The 25,235-nt window shown below is 41.9% G+C and carries 24 protein-coding genes; 1 reads left to right on the forward strand and 23 read right to left on the reverse strand.

Features of this window, described 5'->3' with window-relative positions:
• Nucleotides 1-48 precede the first annotated feature (48 nt).
• The 19 genes from BW961_RS13445 to sucC all read right to left on the reverse strand — a co-directional run bounded on the left by BW961_RS13445 (nucleotide 49) and on the right by sucC (nucleotide 19,301).
• Nucleotides 49-438 (reverse strand): TIGR02530 family flagellar biosynthesis protein, encoded by a 390-nt coding sequence (locus tag BW961_RS13445; RefSeq protein WP_068580391.1) that lies wholly within the window; start codon nucleotides 436-438, stop codon nucleotides 49-51.
• The gene (locus BW961_RS13450; RefSeq protein ID WP_068580392.1) at nucleotides 435-968 is read right to left on the reverse strand and encodes a flagellar hook capping FlgD N-terminal domain-containing protein; all 534 of its coding nucleotides are present in this window, start codon (nucleotides 966-968) and stop codon (nucleotides 435-437) included. Before BW961_RS13450 ends, BW961_RS13445 begins: the two co-directional genes overlap by 4 nt.
• Before the next feature lie 17 nt (nucleotides 969-985).
• Nucleotides 986-2,428, reverse strand: a complete 1,443-nt coding sequence (locus tag BW961_RS13455) for a flagellar hook-length control protein FliK (protein WP_068580394.1) — start codon at nucleotides 2,426-2,428, stop codon at nucleotides 986-988.
• Nucleotides 2,429-2,475: 47 nt separating this feature from the next.
• Nucleotides 2,476-3,405, reverse strand: coding sequence for a MotE family protein (locus BW961_RS13460; protein ID WP_068580397.1), 930 nt, complete (start codon nucleotides 3,403-3,405; stop codon nucleotides 2,476-2,478).
• A gap of 53 nt (nucleotides 3,406-3,458) precedes the next feature.
• A complete protein-coding gene (fliJ, locus tag BW961_RS13465) occupies nucleotides 3,459-3,902 on the reverse strand; it encodes a flagellar export protein FliJ (RefSeq protein ID WP_068580399.1) in 444 nt (147 codons plus the stop codon).
• 10 nt (nucleotides 3,903-3,912) lie between these two features.
• Nucleotides 3,913-5,232 (reverse strand): flagellar protein export ATPase FliI, encoded by a 1,320-nt coding sequence (gene fliI, locus BW961_RS13470; protein ID WP_068580401.1) that lies wholly within the window; start codon nucleotides 5,230-5,232, stop codon nucleotides 3,913-3,915.
• Nucleotides 5,219-6,070 (reverse strand): FliH/SctL family protein, encoded by an 852-nt coding sequence (locus tag BW961_RS13475; RefSeq protein WP_076576866.1) that lies wholly within the window; start codon nucleotides 6,068-6,070, stop codon nucleotides 5,219-5,221. Before BW961_RS13475 ends, fliI begins: the two co-directional genes overlap by 14 nt.
• Complete coding sequence (gene fliG, locus BW961_RS13480) at nucleotides 6,063-7,112, reverse strand: flagellar motor switch protein FliG (protein ID WP_139331639.1); 1,050 nt, start codon at nucleotides 7,110-7,112, stop codon at nucleotides 6,063-6,065. The genes BW961_RS13475 and fliG overlap by 8 nt, the downstream gene beginning before the upstream one ends.
• Nucleotides 7,094-8,671, reverse strand: a complete 1,578-nt coding sequence (gene fliF / locus BW961_RS13485; protein WP_068580406.1) for a flagellar basal-body MS-ring/collar protein FliF — start codon at nucleotides 8,669-8,671, stop codon at nucleotides 7,094-7,096. Before fliF ends, fliG begins: the two co-directional genes overlap by 19 nt.
• A 34-nt stretch (nucleotides 8,672-8,705) precedes the next feature.
• Nucleotides 8,706-9,017, reverse strand: a complete 312-nt coding sequence (gene fliE, locus BW961_RS13490) for a flagellar hook-basal body complex protein FliE (protein ID WP_068580408.1) — start codon at nucleotides 9,015-9,017, stop codon at nucleotides 8,706-8,708.
• A gap of 44 nt (nucleotides 9,018-9,061) precedes the next feature.
• Nucleotides 9,062-9,520 (reverse strand): flagellar basal body rod protein FlgC, encoded by a 459-nt coding sequence (gene flgC, locus BW961_RS13495; protein WP_068580410.1) that lies wholly within the window; start codon nucleotides 9,518-9,520, stop codon nucleotides 9,062-9,064.
• Nucleotides 9,521-9,526: 6 nt separating this feature from the next.
• Complete coding sequence (flgB, locus tag BW961_RS13500) at nucleotides 9,527-9,934, reverse strand: flagellar basal body rod protein FlgB (RefSeq protein ID WP_068580412.1); 408 nt, start codon at nucleotides 9,932-9,934, stop codon at nucleotides 9,527-9,529.
• A 426-nt stretch (nucleotides 9,935-10,360) separates the two neighbouring features.
• Nucleotides 10,361-11,764, reverse strand: a complete 1,404-nt coding sequence (gene hslU / locus BW961_RS13505; RefSeq protein ID WP_068580414.1) for an ATP-dependent protease ATPase subunit HslU — start codon at nucleotides 11,762-11,764, stop codon at nucleotides 10,361-10,363.
• A gap of 41 nt (nucleotides 11,765-11,805) precedes the next feature.
• On the reverse strand, nucleotides 11,806-12,348 hold the full coding sequence (hslV, locus tag BW961_RS13510; RefSeq protein WP_068580416.1) for an ATP-dependent protease subunit HslV: 543 nt from the start codon (nucleotides 12,346-12,348) through the stop codon (nucleotides 11,806-11,808).
• A 47-nt stretch (nucleotides 12,349-12,395) separates the two neighbouring features.
• The gene (gene trmFO / locus BW961_RS13515; RefSeq protein WP_068580417.1) at nucleotides 12,396-13,730 is read right to left on the reverse strand and encodes an FADH(2)-oxidizing methylenetetrahydrofolate--tRNA-(uracil(54)-C(5))-methyltransferase TrmFO; all 1,335 of its coding nucleotides are present in this window, start codon (nucleotides 13,728-13,730) and stop codon (nucleotides 12,396-12,398) included.
• 22 nt (nucleotides 13,731-13,752) lie between these two features.
• Nucleotides 13,753-15,852: a type I DNA topoisomerase gene (topA, locus tag BW961_RS13520; RefSeq protein WP_068580419.1), complete on the reverse strand. Its 2,100-nt coding sequence runs from the start codon at nucleotides 15,850-15,852 to the stop codon at nucleotides 13,753-13,755.
• A gap of 51 nt (nucleotides 15,853-15,903) precedes the next feature.
• The gene (gene dprA, locus BW961_RS13525) at nucleotides 15,904-17,031 is read right to left on the reverse strand and encodes a DNA-processing protein DprA (protein ID WP_068580421.1); all 1,128 of its coding nucleotides are present in this window, start codon (nucleotides 17,029-17,031) and stop codon (nucleotides 15,904-15,906) included.
• Nucleotides 17,032-17,176: 145 nt separating this feature from the next.
• Nucleotides 17,177-18,106 (reverse strand): succinate--CoA ligase subunit alpha, encoded by a 930-nt coding sequence (gene sucD, locus BW961_RS13530; protein WP_068580423.1) that lies wholly within the window; start codon nucleotides 18,104-18,106, stop codon nucleotides 17,177-17,179.
• Nucleotides 18,107-18,140: 34 nt separating this feature from the next.
• A complete protein-coding gene (gene sucC / locus BW961_RS13535) occupies nucleotides 18,141-19,301 on the reverse strand; it encodes an ADP-forming succinate--CoA ligase subunit beta (RefSeq protein ID WP_068580425.1) in 1,161 nt (386 codons plus the stop codon).
• A gap of 453 nt (nucleotides 19,302-19,754) precedes the next feature.
• On the opposite strand from sucC, the gene BW961_RS13540 reads away from it, so the two are divergent.
• Nucleotides 19,755-21,362: a YifB family Mg chelatase-like AAA ATPase gene (locus BW961_RS13540; protein WP_068580426.1), complete on the forward strand. Its 1,608-nt coding sequence runs from the start codon at nucleotides 19,755-19,757 to the stop codon at nucleotides 21,360-21,362.
• Between the two features lie 303 nt (nucleotides 21,363-21,665).
• On the opposite strand, the gene BW961_RS13545 is transcribed toward BW961_RS13540, so the two are convergent.
• The 4 genes from BW961_RS13545 to BW961_RS13560 form a co-directional block, all read right to left on the reverse strand.
• The gene (locus BW961_RS13545) at nucleotides 21,666-22,052 is read right to left on the reverse strand and encodes a YraN family protein (protein WP_068580428.1); all 387 of its coding nucleotides are present in this window, start codon (nucleotides 22,050-22,052) and stop codon (nucleotides 21,666-21,668) included.
• The gene (locus BW961_RS13550; RefSeq protein WP_068580430.1) at nucleotides 22,052-22,357 is read right to left on the reverse strand and encodes an EscU/YscU/HrcU family type III secretion system export apparatus switch protein; all 306 of its coding nucleotides are present in this window, start codon (nucleotides 22,355-22,357) and stop codon (nucleotides 22,052-22,054) included. Before BW961_RS13550 ends, BW961_RS13545 begins: the two co-directional genes overlap by 1 nt.
• Nucleotides 22,354-24,477 carry a hypothetical protein gene (locus BW961_RS13555; protein WP_068580432.1) on the reverse strand — a complete coding sequence of 708 codons (2,124 nt, stop codon included), beginning with the start codon at nucleotides 24,475-24,477 and terminating at the stop codon, nucleotides 22,354-22,356. The genes BW961_RS13550 and BW961_RS13555 overlap by 4 nt, the downstream gene beginning before the upstream one ends.
• Before the next feature lie 75 nt (nucleotides 24,478-24,552).
• Nucleotides 24,553-25,227: a ribonuclease HII gene (locus BW961_RS13560; RefSeq protein WP_326111374.1), complete on the reverse strand. Its 675-nt coding sequence runs from the start codon at nucleotides 25,225-25,227 to the stop codon at nucleotides 24,553-24,555.
• Nucleotides 25,228-25,235: the final 8 nt, after the last annotated feature.

A 25,235-nucleotide genomic window follows, 5' to 3' on the forward strand; every position in this document is an offset into this window, starting at 1 on the left:
CATATCAATCGATCAACAGTCCTCTGGCTTCCGGTTCGGGCCAGCCAGTTATGAAATAATGACAGCACTATCAATTTTCGTGAAGACGTTATCCTTCATGGATCCACCGTCCATCGCCGTTACAACCGTACGGTTCGGTATATTCACAATCAAGGCCATATCATTCAATAATATAAGTGATTCTTTACTTCCTTTTGCTGCTGCCTGATCAACAGCATCGGATATTCGTGCCAACTGTTCTCTGGGGATCTCAATCCCTCGTTGCTCTAAACGTTTTGCAGCATGATTGCTGAACTTGAGCAAATTTTTCTGCAACAGTTGATCAAAGGAGGCCTTATCCGTTTCAATCTGGGGTTTACGGGCATTACTTCTGTTGGAAGAAGCTACTGGATTTACTTTGGCTGGATATAATTGCCCAATCGTCATCCGTTCACTCATGGGGTTGTCCCGCTTTCTTCTACATCCGTCTCCTTATCAGGTTCCACGTTATTATCCACATCTGGCTGCACATTAGGATCCTTAATAACTACTTTTGGTTCTGCTATTTCGAGTATTAGATTAACCGGAATAGCTTCTTTTCCTACTGTTGCATACTGAACCCCATCACGGATAACAATTGAAGTCACCGTTCCTGTTTTCACTTCCGAGTTACTACCAGAAGTTTCTGTGCTTACCCAACTTATATCTTTACCAATAAGTCCAGATACACTGCCAAGTGATTGGTTCAATGTTGTCAATTGACCAGATATATTCATCAATTGCTCAACGGATGTAAACTGAGCCATCTGTGCGATGAATTCCTTATCTTCCAGCGGTTGCATTGGATCTTGATTCTTAAGCTGGGCCATCATGATCTTTAGGAACTGATCCTTACCCATCGCTGAAGTATCCTTTTTACTTGCTGTCTGTACATTACTTGTAGAATAATTAGGCCAAATATTTTTTGTTGAAATGTTATCTGAAGCCACATTTTCACCTCCGCTCTTTAAGCTTTCGCTACAAATGTACTACCGTTATCTGTATTGATTTGCGCCGATAACCTGTCATTCCATTCCTCAGTCAGCTCAGCTACCACTAATGAATCATCAGATTGACCATCGCGTTCTTTAGATCTACGATTGGATTGTTGTTGACCAGCACTAGGCTGACGGCCATCTTGGTACATATGAGATTGTAGTGATTGATTCTGAGTCACTTCCAACTTCTCGACTTGCAGTCCTTGAGACTGAAGTGCTGTTCGTAGTTGAGACATTTGCTGTTCAAGCAAATCTTTTGCACCCGCATGCTCTGTCATAAACGTAGCTACCAATTGTCCATTCAACATCGTAATCTTAATATCCACTTGCCCCAAATGTTCTGGATAAAGAGATATTCTTGCTTCAGTCATGCCATTTTGCTTCACAATATCCAGCTTGTTAACTACAAAACTAGTCATTTCTTTGGCAAATTGTTCAACAGGAATAGCCGCTGCCGCTGCTTTTAGAGGATTCTTTATTCCTTCTCTCATAACGAGCTCACCAGCTGTAAACGTCCCTTCACTCGTGCTTAGAGCATCAACTTCCTTCACTGTCGAATCCTCATCCACAGATGCTAATGCTGCAGGTACTATGTTACTTTGAGTTAACAAGGTCCCTTGTACTGTCTTGACGGATTGATCAGTTTGCACGGTTGAAGACGACGGAACTACATTCTGATTACTCAAGACTGCTGCTCTACTTTGAACAGAAATGCCCTGATTATCTGTTAATCTACTCACGGTAACATTCTGGTTGGAAGAAGCGTGGTCAGTTGTTGTATTACCTTGAGCAGTACCCAGAGACTTCTGTTGGTCCACAACTCCTGCTGCTTGCAATAGACCCTCAAAAGAAGCTAACAATTGAACAGCTTGTGCAGAGGTATTCGTAGTAATATCTTTATTCTGCAGTAAAGCTACTAATTGACTTAGCCCATCTTGCAATGCAAATCTAATCGTTCCAGGATCGTCTGCGAGCTTGGATATGGTAGAAGCCTCTTCCAGATCAATAGGTTGAGATCCCAATTCGTTTGGGTTTAACAACGTATTTACTTGTTGTAGCCAGCCTTGAAGAATCGCCATAAGAGCTGGATCTTCCGTTATTGCCTCATCAAGTTTAGTCATATCATCATTAAGCCCTTGCAGTAGTTGGACAAGCGGATCTGCTACTGTCGATGTATTCTCTTTTAGTGAAGTATTCTGGAGTAATCCTTCCAACAATGTAGCTGCATCTGAAAGAGAAATAAGTGACTTTTCCGTCTCTCCTCCTCCCAAGAGTTGCGAGAACGATTGATCTACCACTGGAGCATTTCCATCACTAGTATTAACGGAAGCTTCTGTGGATACCTTCCCAGTTGTTGAGCCCGTACTCACATTTGAAGTGCTACTTGCCATATTTTTAAAAATAAGCGTCATCGTATTTTTCACCTCCTTCCATATCATTCGTGGAAAATGAACCCTACCTATTTACTCATAAGTTTATTGAGTATTTTGGCTGTCGTCACTGAATCAATAGATGACATCTTACCAAGTATGGATGAACGTGTCTTATCGTCCACAGAGTTTAATATCGTTAACGTCTTCTCCGGACTAATTTTATATGTCTGGAAGAGTAGATCTGCAGCACTTTGTGGCGTCATGGTTGCAAAGGTCTGACTCAACTGACTCTTATTCAGTTTGTCTGATGTTTGAGTTGTTGCCGTATCATTCTTCTTCACTCGCGATTGAAGTGCAGAAATTTGTAAATCCTGAGCTGGTTTAGCATCTTTCATCATCATCGTCACTTCTGCCGCAACTTTCGGATCCATTTTCTCAAAGATAGCGATTCTCTTATCACTCTTCATAGATTCGAACATGAGTACCATTTCTTCCAAGGTCAAGTTTTGTATGATGGGTGCAGCTTTACTTGGACTTAAGTTTCCGTACATCTTAGCTAGTTCATCAATTTGCTTTTGATAGTTATCTACCTTTTGCTCTGGATTTTCAGCTAGGATACTTTCGTTTTGCAACGTTTCTATTTGACTCTGTAAATCTTTTAATTGCGTATCTTGTTGCGTTTTACCTTCAGTTGCTTGCTTTAATTCCGTTTGTTGAGCACTCAGCTTATCTTTAAGTTCTTTAATCGTAGATTCTGCACTTTTTATCTCTTCTTTATTCTCTTGTAGCTTCGTTTTTTCCGGATCTAGATTTGGAGCAGGTACCCAATTCTGAACAACCGGAATTTTATTAGCTATTTCAAGAGCAGCATTACGAATATTCATATTAAATAGAATTAGTAATACGCCAAGGAGAACTATTGTGAAAATTATAGGGATCATTAACACTAAAAATCGCTCAAAGCCCCCTGCTGATTCCTTCTCAACTTCTTCAAAATCATTATAATTACGAGCCACTGTTATTCCTCCCTAAGGGGCAAGACATTTGTTACATCCTCCATAGCTTGAATCTAGCGAACATTCATAGCAAAACGTACTGTTGCTATTTCATCAAGTTCGTTTTGTTCACGGAGGTTTGTTTCATGTTGAAACTTGTCTTTTGCTTTTTCTCGCGATTTAACCCATACTTTTTCATCGACCATTTTATCAGTCAAATGACTCTGACTCTTTCGAACGACCACGTTTGCTTTACGAACATCTAAAAGTTTATTGATAATACACTGGTCAAGATGTTCAACATACGTTTGAATTTCCCGAATTTTTGCTACTGAAGCTGCATTCTCTACTTCTAAATGAAGTTGATCCGTCATGTTCATTCTAATATTCTCATATTCATGTAATGACTTTTCTTCTTCTTGAAGTTTTACGATTGCACTAGATAACAACCATTCTGCTTGGGCCTTTTCGTTCCCCTTCAGATTCACAATATTCTGAAATGCATAATGAAATCTCATGCTTTAGTGGTCATCTCCTCGAAAATTCAGAAATCAAACGTTCTTTCACTTCTTCCAATGTTACTTTCTCATTCACTTTTTGCCTGCTAAAATCCCATATTTGTTGAATAAAATCAATAGATTCATCGATACTATCATTAGATCCTCGTTGATATGCACCAATGTTAATTAAGTCCTCGGAATCCGTATACACTGCTAGTAATCGTTTTAAATTCTCAGCAGCCCCCGTGTGTTCATCCGTAGATATATCCTTCATAACTCGACTAATGCTTGCTAGTATATCAATGGCTGGAAAATGTCCCTTATTGGCAATATTTCTGTTCAACACGATATGACCATCAAGAATACCACGCACTGCATCTGCAATAGGCTCATTCATGTCATCACCATCCACCAATACGGTATAGAAGGCCGTTATAGATCCTGTAGGACCCGTCCCTGCTCTTTCTAATAGCTTAGGTAGATTAGCGAACACCGACGGAGTATAACCCCTCATAGCAGGTGGCTCACCAATCGCTAGACCGACCTCACGTTGTGCCATCGCATAACGAGTGACAGAATCCATCATCAACATGACATTCATGCCTCGATCCCGGAAGTACTCTGCAATTGTTGTTGCTATGAGTGCACCCTTGATACGAATTAATGCAGGTTGATCAGATGTGGCCACGATGACCACTGAGCGTTTCAATCCTTCAGGTCCTAGATCACGTTCAATGAAATCTAAAACTTCACGACCACGTTCTCCAATCAAAGCTATGACGTTAACATCAGCAGAAGTATTACGAGCAATCATTCCCATTAGAGTACTTTTACCAACACCTGATCCCGCAAAAATACCAACCCGTTGTCCCTTACCTATGGAAAGCAATCCATCAATCGCTCTCACACCGATACTTATCGGCTCAAGTACTCTAGGTCTATTCAGTGGATTAGCAGGAGGTCTAAATGTTGAACTATATGCCATTCTTGTTGGGATCAGCGATCCATCCAAGGGTTGACCTAATCCATCCAACACCTTTCCTAATAATTCTGATCCAACTTGTACACTTAAAGGTTTCCCTGTTCCTACCACATCGCAGCCAGGCCCAATGGACTGTAGATCCCCTAGAGGCATCAGAAGCACTTTATTATCCCGAAAGCCTACGACTTCAGCCTGTAGAGGTTTTGAACTTTTGCTAGGATAGATATAGCACACGTCACCAATGTTAGCATCTGGGCCTTCCGACTCAACCATCAATCCAATGACCTGTGTCACTTTCCCATTGACTCTCACAGGGTCCAATTGTTCTAGATGATCCATGTACCGCTGACTATCAAGCACCTTCATCCTGATTTCTCCGATCCTCATTATCTAGTGCAATCCGAATCAACTCTTTCTTGATCTCAGCGAGCTGTGTATCGATTCGTGCATCTACACTCCCAAATGAAGAGCGAATAACACAACCATGATCCTTCACTGTAGCATCAGGGAGTATTTTGAGTTCTGCTTGGGAGTCAATAGCAAGACTAAGTTCTTCCCTAGCTGCTTGTACAAAACCAAACTGAGTCGGAGCTACACATAGAATGATAATCCCTTGTTCTCTTTTGCGAGATAGATTCTTTCTGATCAAATCAATCATATACTCACTCTCGATGGTTAATTGTTTGTCTATGACTTTTTCAGAAATCGCAGTACTTAATTCCACTAAAAATGGCTCTGCTTCTTGAATAATTTGATCTTTCACAAGATAGGCCTGATCTAATATTTTTTGAGCTTCAGCCATCATTTCTTCTATCCTAATCTGGAGTTCTTCTTCCGCCTTGATGCGCCCCTCATTATAACCTTGCTCATAACCTTCTGACTTAAGCGCTTCAATCAAATGTTCATCTTGTTCTCGACGCTCTTTCCACCAATGGTCGATGTTCTCCGTTGCATCTGACAACATTTGTTCAGCTGCTAATGATGACTCACGGACTTGTCGTTCCGCAAATTCCTGCGCATCCTGTAGCATTTCGGCTTTTAACCGTTGTGTTTCTTCATCAACTTTGATAACAGCTTCTTGAATCTCAGGCGTTACTTCCTCTAATGAAGGTTCTTCTTCTAAGAAGTTGTACTGTTTAGCCAAATCCAATTCCTTCAGCGCTTCCACAGACACGTACTGGGAATGCTTAATCAAATTAGACAATGATGTCATCCCCTCCACCGCGTGCAATTATGATCTCACCGGCTTCTTCCAATCTGCGAATGGTTCCTACGATACGAGTCTGCGCTTCTTCAACATCACGCAGTCGTACAGGACCCATGTATTCCATTTCTTCTTTGAATGTTTCTGCCATCCGTTTCGATACATTTCGGAATATAACGTCACGTACTTCTTCACTAGCCACTTTAAGCGCAAGTTGAAGATCTGCGTTCTCAATATCTCTAATAATACGTTGAATGGATCTGTTATCCACATTCACAATATCCTCGAATACAAACATACGTTTCTTGATATCTTCTGCCAATTCTGGATCCTGGATTTCTAATGAATCAAGAATGGTACGTTCTGTTCCTCGGTCAACCCCATTCAATATTTGAACGATAGACTCAATACCACCCGCATTCGTGTAATCCTGTGTAACCGTTGAAGAGAGCTTCTGTTCCAATACTCTCTCTACTTGATAAAGGACTTCAGGTGAGGTACTATCCATAACCGCAATTCTTCGAGCAACATCTGCTTGCTTCTCTTGCGGTAAGGAAGAAAGGATAGCTGCCGATTGCTCGAATTGCAAATAAGAAAGTACCAAAGCGATGGTCTGAGAATTTTCATTTTGGATAAAGTTCAAAATTTGGTTTGGATCGGCTTTACGTGCAAAATCGAACGGGCGCACCTGAAGCGTAGCTGTTAAGCGATTAATAATTTCAAGCGCTTTATTCTCGCCAAGTGCCTTCTCCAATATTTCCTTGGCATAGTTAATACCGCCTTGTGAAATATATTCTTGCGCAAGACAAATCTGATGAAATTCAGCCATAATGGTGTCTTTGTCTATACTATCCACTTTATGAACATTGGCAATTTCGAGCGTGAGTTGTTCAATCTCTTCATCACGTAAATGTTTGAATATTTGTGCCGAGACTTCAGGCCCCAAGGTGATGAGTAAGATCGCCGCTTTCTGACGACCACTCAACCCTCCAGTACTAGTTAACTTTGCCAATACACTCACCTCTATTCGTCCGCCAGCCATGTACGTAGCAAGTTGACGAATTCGTCTGGTTTCTTCTTCGCCAGAGTTTCGAGCTGTTTACGCACTTGACTTTCATTGGTCATACTTTCTAAATTAATCGAAGGGAACTCTGTTGGAATTTGGAAAGGAACATCCTCTTCCAACTCTTCTTTTTGTTTACGACGTCGGTAAATTAGATATCCACCTAGTCCTAATAATGCTAATGCAGCTAATCCTATCCCCCATAAAACACCTTTGGAGAGCTTCAAACCAGACGATGGAACTTCCGTTCCACCAAAAGTTTGAGAATAAACTGAAACCTTTTTAGTTAAATCTGCGTCTGTATATGTAATACCAGAATCTGCAACAGATGCTCTTACGATATTCCTTAAAATATTCTCTATCGCATCTTTTGTTGCTGGATCTAAACTTTGTTGTCCTGTAGGTGGTTCAACTGCAACATTAATGGTTAAATCTTTAACAGAATAAGGACTAGATATAATATCTCTCGTAATACGATTAACATCATAGTTCACAGTTTCAGACAATTCTTCGGAAGTGCTATCACCTGATGTTGAAGTACTTGGATATCCTGGCACCTCTTCTGCACCCGTACCAGCAACACCACTATCAGGGCTACTCTTTCCTGAGTAGTTCTTAGAAATCTTTTGTACGCTGATTTCTATTCCCTTCATGTCTTCTTCATTTACTGGTTTAACCAATTTTTCGTTACTTTGGACTTTATCGAAGTTTAGCTTTGAAGCTACAAGAACTTCCACTTTATTCGCACCCATAAATTTAGATAAGAATTGTTTAACATTTTGACGAACATCGTTCTCAAATCTCTTTTGTAGTGCAAAGTTAGCCTCGATGGCTGTCTCCATGACACCTTGACCACCCTTTGCCGTAGATGCAAGTTCAACTTCATCATTCGAAATTGTAATATTCTCTATCGGTAAATTCGGAATGGCTGTCTTCATAAGATTGTAATAACCGTCAATAGCCTCTTGATTCGGAGTATATCCGGCTTTAAATTTCAATACAGCGGATGCAGAAGCTTTATCTCTATCATCACCACTTGCAAAGACACTTTCCTCTGGTAAATTGATAAGCACTTTAGCATCTCTAATACCATTCATACTCTTCAAGAGCTGTTCTACTTCTCCATTTAACGCATTATTATACTTAACATTAAACTCGCTATCGGTCATACCAATCGCTGATGAGCTCTGTTCAAAAATTTTGTACCCTATTGAACCATTCTCAATAATACCCTGCGAACCAACATCTACCTTCGCACGAGCTGCCTGCGTACTAGGTACAGAAATACTTTTGCCATCCGAACTCATCTTATATGGAATCTTACTTCCATCCAGAAAGGTCATAATCCCTGCTGCATCATTTGAGCTCAAATCTGTAAATGCGACTTCATATTCCGTCTTTGAGAACATCATAGTAACAATAATAAATGCAATAATGATTAACGATATCGTAGAAATAAATATTATCTTTTGAGTTTTACCAAATTTATTCCAATATAGGACCGCTTTATCCTTATACTGGGAAATTCTTTCATTCACAATGTCACCCCACCCGAAGCTTAGCTAGCTACAACTATATTTGTGTTCGCATTATCTCTTGGTATGCCTCAATCACTTTGTTTCGAACTTGTGTTGTAAGCTGTAAACTTAACAAAGCCTGTTCGGAAGCAATCATAACCTGATCTACATTCACTTGTCCGAGTAACAATTTATCACTCATCGTGTTTGCATTCTTTTCTTGGTCTGCGACTTTTTGAATTGCGTTCTCCAAGTAGGATCCGAAATTACTAAGCGAATCAGAAGGAGTCGTCGTAACTGGCTCTGTATTGGTTTGTAACTGAAGTGGCTTCATTGCCTGGGTACTGAACATCGTGTTCTGGATCATTAGTTCCCCTCCTCTATCTCTATATTTCTTCTAAATACTCAACATTATTTACCGATTTCCAAAGCCTTCATAGTCATTGATTTAGAAGCGTTAAGAGCTGTTATGTTAGCTTCGTAAGAACGTGATGCCGCAATCATATCAACCATTTCTTTTGCAATATCTACATTCGGCATAGATACATACCCTTCAGCATTGGCATCTGGATGTGCGGGATTGTAGACTAGCTTTAGTGGCGAACTATCTTCTTTAATGGCCTTCACCCTAACGCCATTCCCGATACCTTTTGCTGACTCGTTATTCAATTGTGATTGGAGCATGCTAGAAAAGCTTGACTCATTTGGTGTGAGCACAACCATTTTCCGTCGATATGGTACAACTTCCCCATTGACTACACTTGCTCTTGTTGTTTCTGCATTGGCAATATTAGATGATATCACATCCATCCTAAACCTTTGCGCTGTTAAGGCAGAAGCACTAATACCGAAACTATTACTCAGTGTCATTTAGGTCTATCTCCCTTCCACAGCTGTACGCATCATTTTAATTTTCTCATTCATCAGTGAAATATATGAATTATACCGGAGTTGATTATCTGCTAATAATGACATTTCCTGTTCAATATCAACATTGTTTAAATTATTATTCATAGCTGTCGAATCATCCTGAGAAATGACAGGCGTGGGAACTGATGAGATGGGCCCAATTGAAAAATGTCGTGAGTCAGTCCTAATCCCTTTGAGAACCGGCATGTCTCCACTCATTTCTTGTTGAAGCAAGCTTTCAAAGGATACTTCAGAACGTTTAAAATAAGGTGTTTCATTATTGGCTATATTATTTGAAATCACTTGCTGTCTCGTATTAGCCGCGTCCAAGGCTCCTTGCAACCTTTGAAACGTTGCTCCATTCAACAATTCCAAGCCTTATCCCCTCTTTCGAACTTTCATATATGTACTTAAATTCTACAACTATAAAAATTAATTCAACAACAACACATAAAACCCTCTTTTTTCGACAAAATTTATAAAAAAACAAGAAAAAACTCGTACTTTAGTGAAAAATAGCGTATTTGTTGTATAGCTTAAGTTTCGTAGAGATCACGTTTTATTACAATAAGAAAAAAGCCCTATTTTTTTTAGAAATAGGGCTTCTTTTCCTTAGTGCTTACTATATTTTTTTCATTTCGTTTCAAAATAGGTCAGTGTAAGGGTGTAAGGGTTAAAAACCAAGTTATTTCCGACTAATTCGTGTCGAAATTTGTAATATTTTCTCACATTCTAAATGCATAATGGCGAAAAATAGATACTTTTTACCCATTTTCGTTACCATTATTCGTCAATTTACGATTATAAGATATATTGACTTAAATCTCGATCTTGTGCAATATCCCCAAGTTTTTCACGGACATATTCAGCGGTGATCGTCAAGCTCTCTAGTGTAAGTTCAGGAGCTTCAAATGATAAATCCTCCAGAAGCTTCTCTAGAATCGTATGCAACCTTCTAGCCCCGATATTCTCCGTATTCTGGTTCACTGACGCTGCCATCTCTGCTATCACTCGAATCGCAGATGGATCAAATTGAAGGTCGATATCTTCTGTCTTAAGCAAATTGACATATTGTTTCGTCAAAGCGTTCTCAGGCTCCGTTAGAATAGATATAAAATCTTCTAATGATAGGCTATTCAGTTCCACACGAATTGGAAAACGTCCTTGCAATTCAGGGATCAGATCGGACGGTTTAGCAATATGAAAAGCTCCCGCCGCAATAAAGAGAACAAAATCCGTCTTTACAGGACCATATTTGGTCATGATGGTTGACCCTTCAACGATTGGAAGGATATCACGCTGAACTCCTTCTCGTGACACATCAGGTCCTGATCCCTTTCCTGGACTAGCTACCTTATCTATCTCGTCAATGAAAATGATACCCGATTGCTCTGCACGACGAACGGATTCCGTAATCACTTCATCCATATCTATAAGCTTGGCTGCCTCTTCTTGGATGAGAACTACTCGAGCTTCTTTAATAGGAAGCTTCCGTTTCTTCGTTTTACGGGGCATAAGGTTCCCCAACATTTCTTGCATGTTCATGCCCATTTGTTCATTGCCTTGACCAGAAAATAGATCCATCATAGATGAACTGCTATCCTCAACATCAATTTCTATCACATCATTCTCAAGATTACCTGCCAATAAATTGAACTTCACTTTCCTTCTACGTTCAACCACACTGCTATTCTCTTTCTCTTCCGGCGGAGTCTGTTCGTTATTATTGTTACTACCACCAAAAAGCATATCGAAAGGATTACGTTGATTCTTAGAACTTGAACTAGAAGGAACAATAATTTCAATAATACGCTCATTAGCCATCTCGATCGCTTGTTCATGGACTTTCTCGGTGCGCTCTGACTTCACCATGCGTATCGAAGTCTCGACTAAATCTCTCACCATCGATTCCACGTCACGCCCAACGTATCCAACCTCTGTAAACTTAGTTGCTTCCACCTTAACGAATGGAGCGTTGACCAGTTTAGCGAGTCTCCTTGCGATTTCTGTCTTACCAACCCCGGTAGGACCAATCATGAGGATGTTTTTTGGTACGATTTCGTCTCGCAGATGCTCTGGAAGTTTATTACGTCTATAACGATTACGAAGTGCTACCGCTACAGATTTTTTTGCTTGTTTTTGTCCAACTATATATTTATCCAACTCGGCTACTATCTGTCGAGGCGTCAAAGATTGATTATTCATCATGGTTTCCTCCACCCTCTTGGGTATTCTCAATCATAATCTTACAATTCTTCCACCAGAATATTTCCATTGGTATATACACATATCTCCGAAGCAATTTGAAGTGCTTCTCTTGCAATTTCCTTAGCCTCAAGCTCTGGAGCATGTCTTTTAAGAGCTCTTCCAGCTGCTAAGGCAAAATTACCGCCGGAACCAATTGCAATCACATCATCATCAGGCTCAATAATCTCTCCGCCACCCGATATAAGTAACATGCCATCTTTATTCATAACAATCATAAGAGCTTCCAATTTGCGAAGAATACGGTCTTGACGCCAATCTTTCGCCAATTCCACAGCTGCTCGTTGCAGATTTCCATGATGTTCTTCAAGTTTACCCTCAAATTTCTCAAACAATGTAATCGCATCAGCCACCGAACCAGCAAATCCAGCAATGACCTGTCCACGATAAAGACGACGTACCTTCTTAGCAGTAGTCTTCATAATAACGCTCTCACCAAAGGTAACTTGACCATCTCCAGCTATGGCAGATTTACCATCATGTCGAACTGCACAGATCGTTGTCGCATGAAATGTTAGATCCATTTCTATGGCCTCCTAAACTTTTAATTGAACGATTGACAACATAAACTTTACTCTGTACCGTTCACGAGTCCATTCTGTTCTTTGAAGGAACGGATACTCTCAAGAGCTCTTTCTGCTAGCACTTGATTCTTTTCTTGCTTGTTACGCATTCTTTTCTCTAGGCTAGGCAACAATCCGAAGTTTGCATTCATCGGTTGAAAATGATCTGGATCCGCATTCGTAATGTAGTGTGACATACTTCCTAAAGTACTTAGTTCAGGGAATACTAGGCATTCTTCACCTAGTGCCATTCTAGCTGCGTTAATGCCCGCTATAAGACCCGAAGCCGCAGATTCCACATAACCTTCCACCCCTGTCATCTGACCGGCAAAGAAGAGCTTCTCATTGCTTTTCAGTTGATACGTAGGCTGAAGGAGTCTCGGTGAGTTAATAAATGTATTACGATGCATCACACCGTAACGAACAATTTCTGCGTTCGCAAGTCCTGGAATCATGCCAAACACACGCTTCTGTTCGCCCCATTTAAGGTGAGTCTGAAATCCAACTAAATTATATAGTGTGCCCGCTGCGTTATCCTGACGTAACTGAACAACTGCAAACGGTAGTTCACCTGTATGTGGATTCACCAATCCCACGGGTTTCATTGGGCCAAACAGAGCCGTCTGCTTACCACGTTTCATCATGACTTCGATCGGCATACATCCTTCGAAGTAAATTTCTTTCTCAAATTCTTTAAGTTCAGCAACCTCAGCGGTGATCAGCGCATCATAAAATGCATTAAATTCTTCTTCATTCATAGGACAGTTTAAATAAGCGGCTTCACCTTTATCATAACGAGACGCTAAATATACTTTATCCATATCAATAGAATCTTTTTCTACAATCGGTGCCGCAGCATCATAAAAGTAGAAATACTCTTCACCCATTAATTCACGGATCTGTGCAGATAATGCAGGCGATGTTAGAGGACCTGTCGCCATAACAACAATCTCTGATTCAGGTATATGTGTAAATTCTTCATTAATGACTTCTATTAAAGGATGATTGTGAAGTGTATTTGTTATTTCTCCTGAGAACCCATCACGATCGACCGCTAAAGCCCCACCAGCAGGCACTGCATTTCTATCAGCTGCTCCAAGCACTAGAGAATTCAACATTCTCATTTCTTCTTTCAATACACCTACTGCGTTAGTTAAGCCATTGGCACGTAAGGAGTTACTACATACTAATTCAGCAAATTTATCCGTATGGTGTGCCGGCGTCTTCACAACTGGACGCATTTCATATAATCTTACTGGAACGCCACGGCTTGCGATCTGCCAAGCCGCCTCACTTCCTGCTAGTCCTGCTCCAATGACCGTTACTCTTTGTATTTCTGTCAACTTCATTACCCCCTGCAATTGTTCATTCTGCGATATCATCGGTGTCTTCAACTAACTCAACATGGTCACACACTGTACATTGTAATTTATTCCCTTGTTTATTCCGTTTCTCTACCATCATAGCATCACACTTTGGACAAGGCTTCAATGATGGACGATCCCATGATACAAAATCACATTCAGGGTATCGATCACATCCAAAGAAAATACGCCCTTTCTTGCTACGTCTTTCTACCACGTGACCTTCTTTACATGCAGGACAACTAACGCCTATATCTTTAATGATAGGTTTCGTATTCCTACAATCAGGAAATCCAGAACAAGCTAAGAACTTACCGAATCTACCTAATTTGTATACGAGATGTTTACCGCATTTTTCACAGATTTCATCGGATACTTCATCTTCGATCTCAATTTCCTTCATTTCTTCCTCAGCGACCGTTAGACGTTTCTCGAAAGATTCATAAAATTGTGCAAGTACTTTCACCCAATCTTCTGAGCCTTCACCCACGTGATCCAGATCTTCTTCCATATGTGCTGTGAATTCCACATCTAGAATCTCTGGGAAAAACTGTTCCATTTGCTCAATAACTAATTCACCCAACTCCGTTGGCATGAACTTTTTCTCTTCCATAGCAATATAGCCGCGTTTTTGTATCGTCTCAAGTGTCGGTGCATATGTACTTGGACGACCTATACCGAGTTCCTCAAGCGTTTTCACAAGACGCGCTTCCGTATACCGTGGTGGTGGTTGCGTAAAGTGTTGTTTAGGTTCTATTTCTGTATTCACTAATTTATTCCCCGCTTCAAGAGCAGGTAAGAACTTATCATCATCCGTTGTTCCGTCGTCATTTCCTTCTACATATACCTTCATAAACCCAGGAAAACGTACCTTAGAACCAACTGCTCGGAACGTCGCCGTACCCACACTAATATCGACAGAGAGTGTATCCAGTATGGCTGATGCCATCTGACTAGCAACAGCACGCTCCCAGACTAACTTGTAGAGTCTTAGTTGATCACGACTTAAGAATGCCTTAACACTTTCAGGTTCTCGTAGAACTGATGTTGGACGAACGGCCTCATGCGCCTCTTGTGCATTTGCCGATTTCTTAGAGAATTGACGTGGAGTCTCTGGTACAAAAGCTTCTCCAAATTTATTCCCGATAAATTCTTTGATTTCTTCGGCTGCAGAAGCAGCAATTCGTGTGGAATCCGTACGCATATATGTGATAAGACCCACGGTACCCTCTTTACCTAATTCGACACCCTCATAGAGTTGTTGAGCTACTGACATCGTCTTAGCTGCACGGAAATTGAGTTTTCTTGCTGCCTCTTGTTGTAATGAGCTCGTCGTAAAGGGAGCCGATGGATGACGCTGACGCTCTTTCTCTTTGACCTCACTTACCGTATAAGAAGCTCCATCAATCTCTTTCAATACCTCTTTAACATCCTCTTCGCAAGACAACACTTTCTTCTCACCGTGAAGACGATGAAATTTTGCTTCAAATGTCGTATCACCCTTAGCTAACTGTGCTGTGATACTCCAATATTCTTCGGGAACAAAGCTGTCAATCTCATTTTCGCGGTCCATAATAATCTTAACGGCGACAGATTGAACACGCCCTGCGGACAAACCCTTTTTGACTTTCTTCCATAATAGAGGGCTAATTTTGTACCCTACTAATCTGTCCAGGATTCTACGTGCTTGTTGCGCATTCACTAGATCCATATTAATTTTACGTGGTGTTTTAAAAGCATCCTTCACTGCTTGCTTCGTAATCTCATTAAACACTACGCGACAATTCTGTGTCAGATCAACATCAAGTGCATGAGCCAAATGCCAGGCAATAGCTTCACCTTCGCGATCCGGATCGGCTGCGAGATAAACATATTTCACTTTTTTTCGAGCATCTTTCAATTCTTTCAATATAGAACCTTTTCCGCGAATCGTGATGTATTTAGGGTTGAAATCATTCTCAACCTCTACGCCAATCTGACTTTTAGGCAAATCCCGTACATGACCCATAGATGCTTTAACGATATATTTACTTCCTAGATATTTGCCTATCGTCTTCGCCTTAGCAGGCGACTCTACGATGACTAGTGAATCTGCTGCCATGGATTCATCTCCTCTCCAACAATCAAACCATCATTCTGTCAAACAACCATATTATATGATCTTATATATAGCACCAGCTAATTGGGTAATTTGCTTTTTTATGATTAAAGATAACAGAACTGAATGCAAATGTCCAAAATCCCAATGGCTTAGTAACAGCAACTGATCTAGTGTAAAAGGACCCTGCTCGAGTATATGGTATAGTTCAACCTCATCAGTTGTCAAATCTTCAAACAATGAATTTTTCATTTTGGCCCCTTCTTTACTCCCTCCCTTAGGCTTTTCTTTGCTTATTTCAAGCAGACGAGATTCATACTCTTCCATTATATCTCTACCACAGGTTACCATCTTTGCGCCTTGCTTAATCAATTCGAGTGCACCCTTGCTCTTAGGCGAAGTTATCGGCCCAGGAACAGCATATACATCTCGCCCTGCTTCCATGGCTGCATCCGCTGTAATGAGTGATCCGCTTCGAACATCTGCCTCAACAACCAACGTACCTACACTCAATCCTGCAATAATTCGATTTCGCTGAGGAAAGAGACCCGGATGTGATGGGGTACCCAGTGGGTATTCCGTCACGACTAAACCACTTTTAGAGATTTTCTCAAATAAAGAACGATTTTCGGCCGGGTAAATAACATCCATTCCCGTTCCCATCACTGCAATCGTATTCCCACCACATGCGAGTGATGCTTCATGACATACACTGTCTACACCTTTTGCCATACCACTCACAATGGTTATATCCGCTTGACACAGCTCTTCTGCCAGAACTGATCCTACTTTCCGTCCATACGAGGTAGGGATTCGTGTACCTACCATAGCTATGCAAAGCGTCATTAGTAGATCGCGTTGACCGAGACAGTATAACACCCATGGCGGCTGATGTATTTCTTTCAATAAATCAGGATATTCATCATCCCATATCGTAATCACTTCTATTCCCCGCAAGGCAAGCTGTTCCCAGCGTTTCTCCATCCGTTCCTTCGACAATTGCCTAACGACAGATTCTGCCCTTTCTCGCGTTAAACCAACATTCTCCCAATCATGATGACTATAATTCAACATTTGATACGAAAGCGAAACATGTTTCAATACTCGATCAATCGTTTTCCAACCGATTCCATCCAATTCATGTAATGCGACAAGCATCAATCTTTCTTCATTAATACCCATAATTACCTCCTTAAATGGTTCGAGAAACCCGCTCCCGCAATGGATTAAGCAACACAATAGAAAAACGCAAAAAAAGCAACCTTCCATTCCTTAAAAGGAAATAAAAGGTTGCTTACCTTGTAAGCTCATTATACATGAAGAAATATTACTGTGTCATACATTTATCTAGCATACCGCGTTCTTCTAGAACGCTAACTAATGTAGATCCCATTTCTGATGGTGTAGGAGCGACCTTGATGCCACACTCTTCGAGCTTAGCAATCTTCTCAGCCGCAGTTCCCTTACCTCCGGAAATGATCGCACCTGCGTGTCCCATACGTTTTCCTGGAGGTGCAGTCACACCACCAATAAACCCAACTACAGGTTTCGTCATGTTCTCACGAATCCACTCTGCGGCTTCTTCTTCCGCTGTACCGCCGATTTCACCAATCATGATCACAGCGTACGTATTAGGATCTTCATTGAAAAGATTCAAAATATCAATGAATTCCGATCCTTTGACAGGATCTCCACCGATTCCTACAGCGGATGATTGACCAATACCACGAGTCGTCAGTTGATGAACCGCTTCATAAGTCAATGTTCCACTTCTAGAAACGACACCCACATGTCCTGCACGATGAATGTAACCAGGCATAATTCCAATTTTACATTCCCCTGGCGTAATAACACCTGGACAGTTAGGTCCGATTAGAACCGTCTTCTTACCTTCTAGATAACGAGAAACTTTGATCATATCCAGAACAGGTATTCCTTCAGTAATACAAATGACTAGATCTAGTTCCGCATCTACAGCTTCCATGATGGAATCAGCTGCGAAAGCAGGTGGAACATAAATCACACTTGCTGTTGCTCCAGTGGATTGTTTCGCATCTACAACGGTATTAAATACCGGTAAGCTAACCGTCTCACCGTTCTCCAATGTAATATCTACATTCGTACCACCCTTGCCTGGAGTTACGCCGCCCACCATTTGGGTTCCATAATCCAATGCGCCTTTGGTGTGAAATAGACCTGTCGCACCCGTAATACCTTGGGTAATGACTTTTGTATGTTTATCGACTAAAATGCTCACGATTACTTCACATCCCCTATCGATTTAAAGGTAATTATTTTACTAGCGCGACAATTTTTTGTGCACCATCAGCCATTGAATCCGCAGATACGATGTTAAGTCCTGACTCTGCTAAAATTTGCTTGCCAAGTTCAACATTTGTTCCTTCTAGACGTACAACCAGCGGACGAGTTAATCCAAGCTGTTTAGCAGCTTCAACAACACCATTAGCAATTACGTCACAACGCATGATTCCACCAAATATATTAATAAATATTCCTTTTACTTGCTCATCGGATAAAATGATCTTGAATGCTTCCGTAACTTTCTCAGTTGTAGCACCGCCCCCAACGTCGAGGAAGTTAGCGGGTTCTCCACCGTAATACTTGATGATATCCATCGTTGCCATAGCAAGACCAGCACCATTAACCATACAGCCAATGTTACCATCTAATGAAATATAACTAAGATCATATTTCGAAGCTTCGATTTCCTTCAAGTCTTCTTCATCTAAATCGCGAAGTTCAAGAATGTCTTTATGACGGAATAAAGCGTTAGAATCAAAATTAAGTTTAGCATCCAGTGCCATAACGTCACCAGAACCTGTAATGACAAGCGGATTAATTTCAGCAATTGAACAGTCTTTATCAACAAAGGCAGTGTATAATGCCATCATGAACTTGGCAGCTTTGTTCACTAGTTCGTTCGGAATATTAATCGCATATGCCAATTTACGAGCTTGGAACATTTGCAATCCTACGGCCGGATCAACCACTTCTTTAAAAATCTTCTCTGGCGTTACAGCAGCAACTTCTTCAATCTCAGTGCCGCCTTCCTCAGACGCCATGATAACAACACGTCCCGTATCACGGTCAACAACAGCACCTACGTAATACTCTTTTCGAATATCACAGCCTTCTTCGATCAAGAGACGTTTAACCTCTTTACCTGCAGGACCAGTCTGATGAGTCACTAATACTTTACCAAGAATTTCTTCAGCATAAGTACGTACTTCATCTAAACTTTTAGCTACTTTAACACCGCCAGCTTTCCCGCGGCCTCCAGCATGAATTTGGGCTTTAACGACCGTTACCGGGCTTCCCAAAGATTTGGCAGCTTCTACCGCTTCTTCCACGGTGTAGGCAACTTTTCCGTTAGGAACGGAAACACCATACTGTTTTAAAACTTGCTTACCTTGATATTCATGGATATTCATTAACGGATCCTCCTATCAACATGACTGCAACAAGTCGAGACTCCCAAGTAGAATTGGCAGTAGTCTCCTTAATACATGAGACTTTGCGCTTTTCTGCGAGAAATATAGGTTATGTATACTATTAAAAGTATACCTCTTATATTTAAATTGGAAATAAATATAAACCCAACTCATTGTATCATGTTTTTAAAACGCTTTCCTTAATATACTCACTTGAATAGACACTCTTTTGATATCGATTTCATCCCTTATTGCGAACAATTGGTAAATATAGTAAATAAATTCGAGTTAATAATAAACACTTTCTAGATCAACCTATCACATTGACAAATACTCCTATTCCAACTAAGCTTTATCTAATCATTTCATTCGCAAAAAAAAGGAAGCACCTTTTTCTAATGCGGTATACGGTCTACAGCGTATCCACTATATAGAAGAGAGGTGTTTTTAATTATGTACGGTAAAATGTATAGCGCTTGTTTATATGGGATTGATGGCGTAATTATTCAAGTCGAAGTGGATATCTCTAACGGCCTACCACAGACTTCTATTATTGGACTACCTGACTCTGCCATCCGCGAAGCCGTTGAAAGAGTTCGAGCATCCATTAAGAACTGTGGATTTCGATTTCCAATGCAAAGAGTTACGATCAACTTAGCTCCAGCGGACCTTCGAAAGGAAGGTTCAGCATTCGACCTAGCCATTGCACTCGGAATTCTCGTTACTAGTGGCCAGATTATCCTTCCATCAGATATCCGACTACTTATGATTGGTGAACTTGCATTAGATGGGACTTTGAGACCCGTGTCCGGCGTCCTCTCTATGGTAGATCGTGCGAAGCAAGAAGGCTTCAATGCCGTTCTATTGCCCGAGGAGAATGCTGCCGAAGCAGATCTAATTAAAAATATGAAAGTCTTTAGTCTAGGACACCTAAGAGAATTATTATATCCCAATGGCATTCTGCCTAAGACTGTGAGAAAGGAAACAGATCCTCCGGTCATTCTTCATTCATTAGATTATCTCCAGAAGCCCTCCTCCTCTGTGACTATCTCATCAGCTTCCAAAATCTACACAGCCGGTTGTGAAGATTATAGCGATGTGTTAGGTCAACAACCCGTCAAACGAGCACTAACCATCGCAGCGGCTGGCATGCATAATATTATGCTTATCGGTCCACCCGGTACAGGTAAAACCATGTTGATCAAACGTCTACCCACCATTCTACCTGCTTTAACTGAACAAGAATCACTAGAGACGACCAAAATATTCAGCGCGGCCGGCAAACTAAAAGAACCATCCACAGGCCTACTGAGACAACGTCCCTTCCGCTCACCACACCATACGATTTCATCTGGAGGACTAATTGGCGGGGGCACGATTCCTAAACCAGGAGAAGTAAGCCTTGCTCACCGTGGAATATTATTTCTAGATGAACTCCCCGAGTTCTCTCGAAATGTGTTAGAAGTCTTACGCCAACCTTTAGAAGACCGAGCAGTTACGATTAGTCGTGCACGCGCAGTGCATACATTTCCAGCACACTTTATGTTATGCGCATCCATGAATCCTTGTCCTTGTGGCTATCTTGGAAGCCATCATCCTGAACACCGTTGTACATGTAGTAGTTCACGTATTGCTCATTATCGAGCCAAAATTTCCGGTCCTTTATTGGATAGAATCGATCTTCAAGTGGATGTTCCTCGTCCAAAAGAGTGGACAAAAGAGTCCTTTAGCTTATCTTCACAAGAAATGAAAGAGCATGTGATGCAAGCACATAGCATACAATTGCGACGTTACCGTCACTTACCTTTCTCCTATAATAGTGAATTAGCAGGTAGACATCTTCGCAACTTCGCCGCTCTTTCCTCCGATACGGCAACGATGCTGCAAGAAACGCTGGAGGCATTAGGTCTTAGCATGAGAGCCTATGACCGCATTCTAAAATTAGCTAGGACAATTGCTGATCTCGATGGCAGAGATAAGATTGGATCTTCGCATGTCGCGGAAGCCATTCAATATCGGAATTTGGATCGGCAGCAAAATCCCGGGGAGGAAGTAATGTAATAAATGCATCTACATCATTACTTGATAGATTTCATATGAATTTAGTAACAAAAAGAATCACTGATCAAGGCTAATTTTCAATGCCGAAGTGATGATTTTATTTAGAATAGTCCTTTTTCAAGTACTTTGGATTTGAATTAGGACTAGCAAAAATATAAAAGCACATAGTCTCAAAGACTATGTGCTTTTAATACTGAAATAATCTTTAATTTCAAAAAGAGGAGTTCTTGATATTCGACTTATTATACTTGTTAGTTGAGAAAAAGATTATTTCAACTCTATGTGTATTAGCTTAGCTGAAGACTAAAATGCTTCCACGATGTGATCCAAACTAGATACCGTCATATCAGCATTCAGAAGTACTGCAATAACATCAAATCGAAACATTATGGTGGCGAAATCGATCTGTTTATATAATAGATAGACTTCAGCCGTTTTGCGTACTTGAATCATTTTATGTGTATTTACAGACTCTGCCGGTGTGCCATACCTCGTGCTTCCACTACGGCTACGCACCTCAACAAAGACTAAACAATCCTCTTTGCGAGCGACAATATCTAATTCTCCACTGCGGCAGCGCCAATTACGATCTATAATTTCATATCCTTGATCTACTAAGAAAACGGTAGCCTGCTCTTCTGCAAATGCACCTTTTTGCTTACGTGTGTCCCTCTTACGCGGCTCTTCCATCAGCTTGGCCTTCTTTCTTTGGCTAGTCCATCTGTACGATAGATGTATGAAAGCACTTCAGCCACAAGCTGATACAGTTCAGCAGGAATCTGTTGATCTAGATCCAATTGAGAAAGAACCTCCACTAAAGCTGCGTCTTCTTGGACAGGAATACCATTTTCTTTCGCTTTCGCAAGAATAGTCTCTGCAAGTCTACCGCTACCTTTAGCTACTACGATTGGCGCCTCGCTCTCCCCTGGCGTATATTTCAAGGCGACTGCCTTTTTCATAGAAAGAGCTGCTTCATCTTTCGTCTTGTCACTCATATCCGCATATCCACTCCTTTATAGGTAGGAGGAGTATATTCCGAGGTCACGCTACCTTGTTTGCCATCTACTTCAGCGACAGTAGGTATGGGTAGAGGTTCCGCTTTGAGACTTAACAGCTGATACCCAATAGAATGAATCGCTTGCGAGATCTCCTCACGACGATCTTCAATGAGGGATGTCATCCATTCATGATCATTATGAATTTTCAGACTGACGATTTTATCGACGACTTGTACATCTACAAGTGTTGACCCTAGATGTTTCATATCTAGATCGAACCATAGACGGCAGTTAGATGCATCGAGTTCCCCTTTTTTCCCCCGACGAGCCTGAATGTGAACAGATGCCGTCTCCTGACCATCCTGACCATTTAGGGGAATAAACATCGTGACTTGAGCAAACGGAGCAGTACGATCCGTATTTAGTAAAAGTTGTTGTCCTGTCATCTGCTGGACAAGCTGTTGTGCAGCTTCTCTCAGCGCTGGAGGCAGATCCGTTCTATCTAACATTTCAAGCAGAACGCCTTTTAGAGAATCATGCGCCGGCGTATCTGCACTATTACCATTCCCACCCACTATAGGCAAGGTGGTAGCTACATGAAGTATCGCATCCGATGTACCTTTGGCAACATGTGCAAAAGATGCTCCCTGCGCAGGCTGCGCATCTTGACCCTGAGTAGTCAAAGGCGCGTTAGCGGTTGGTTTTGTACCCTGTGGCTGATTTGTTGTCGGCGCGTCAATGCTTGAAAGAATCGCTGGAGGCACAGCATTCCCTGCGGTCGAAGTCGCCTGGGGCTGCGGCACTGGCACAGCCGCAGCCATGTTGCCTAGCGGCACATTCCCTGCCGCGGCTGTGCCCTGCGGCGCTTGTTGCGCTTGCGGCGTTGCGCCGCCGCGCACGGCCTGTTGCTCGTGCTCCGCACCGAGCAACTTCAACATGCGCCCCACCCAAGGTTCTTCACCTTGGGTTGGCGCAAGCTGTTGCGAAGCACCTGCGGGTGCTTCGCCCGTAAATGCCGCCGTCTGCGTAGCCGGCGGCACAATTGCTGCTGTCCCTCCGGGTGCAGCAGCAGTTGCACTTGTCGGCGGTGTTACAACGCCGGCGAAAGAATCAACCACTGGCATAGCTACGCCAGTGATGTTTCCACCGCCACTTGGCGAAGCCATGGCGGGTAGAACTACGGCCGTCGCGCTCTGCGACGGCTGATTAGACAACTGCGTGCCATGCAGCTGCTGAAGCACGTCCTGCAGCTTCGCTAGAAGCGGCTGAAGGGGTGAAGATGCGCTAATTGAACCTGTAGTTCCAGATGTACTCCCCTGCGGTGTAGTACCCTTCCCAACAGCTTCATTTGACATCCCTGTCAATGCTTGCGCCCCTTGAGATCCTTGTTGAACTTGCGCTCCTACCGTATTCCCTATTTTCCCAACCGTGTCTTGCGTGCCGCTTGCTCCTGACACTTGCGTTATTCCTGTACCTACTTGCGATTCTAACATTCCTTTTGATGGTAAAGATTCTCCTCCTTGTTTAGCTAACAAGGTAAGCTGCTCGCTAAGTCCGGATAACAATTGATGTAATGGAGGACCGAAGACAGCTTGTTGTAAACCTCTTACACTCTCACCGGTCATAGGTAGCCCACGCTGAAATGCGATTGCAGCAGACTGAAGCCATTGCTCTGGCGGAACACCCGCAGGCTTTTCCATCAGAATCGCTTTAAATAACGTAGCATTCTCCTTCGTTAACGGCACACCGCTGGCCTGTAGTGTTTGAATCATTTCACGATTCGCTTTCGTATCTGTCAAACCTACTGCGGTTAACACCTCGCCCATAGATTTAGCAGTTAACGACGTATATGGAGATTCACTTAGAGGTTTTAGTACCATCATGCCACTCTCATCTGGAGGTTGCACTTGCATCATCGTAGCTTGTCCCTGTTGTAGAGGTGTCTCTAACTTAGCATGCACTTTGACGCCCTGAATTTGGATTTCAGCTTCTTGACCATCGTCCGAGACGCTAAGAACTACGCCACGTACCACCTGTCCCGTCTTAACATCTAATTGCTTAACATCCCCAGCTTTGCTGTCACCCAGCAAACCACGGATTAATGATCCGATGTTCACAGTTCTTCCTCCGTTTTCAAATCGCTCTTTCTCTCTTTATCGGCGCTAGACTCCATTCGCTTAAGCACTTCTTTTTTAGAACAATGTCTGCTGCTCAGCTTCAAGATTTTTGAGGAAGCTACGACGATGCATCGGTGTTGCTCCCAAATCCGTAATTTGCGCTCTATGTAACTTCGTTGCATACCCTTTGTGTATGGAGATGCCGTATTCAGGATACATCGCTTCCCATGCGCCTTCACACAATCGATCACGTGTAACCTTTGCAATAATAGAAGCTGCCGCGATGGATTGACTGTTAGCATCCCCTTTAATGATAGATAGCTGAGGTATATCAGAATCTACCTTTTCTGCATCTACTAGTAGAAAGTTAGGTACAACCGATAAGTCGTCTAGCGCTCTTTTCATAGCAAGTCTTGATGCCTGCTTGATATTAATACGATCTATGGTAGCTGCATCCGCATATCCCACACTCACTGCTATTGCCTGCTCCATGATGACATCGTATAACGCATCACGCTTCTTCGCGCTTAATTTCTTAGAATCATTAACACCTTCTATAAGGAGACCTTGAGGAAGGATCACAGCAGCTGCTATCACATCACCAAATAGGCATCCCCGTCCCACTTCATCTATACCTGCAATATGTTGATAGGATTGCTCCCAATAAAATGACTCATGTTTCAGCAAATCTACCACTTCTATATCACTCATTCTCTTCACACAATCCTTCCGTACATATTTTGCATCAATCTGTACAT

Origin of the sequence: Paenibacillus macquariensis (assembly GCF_900156375.1) — a bacterium.
Taxonomy (GTDB): Bacteria; Bacillota; Bacilli; order Paenibacillales; family Paenibacillaceae; genus Paenibacillus_AQ; species Paenibacillus_AQ macquariensis.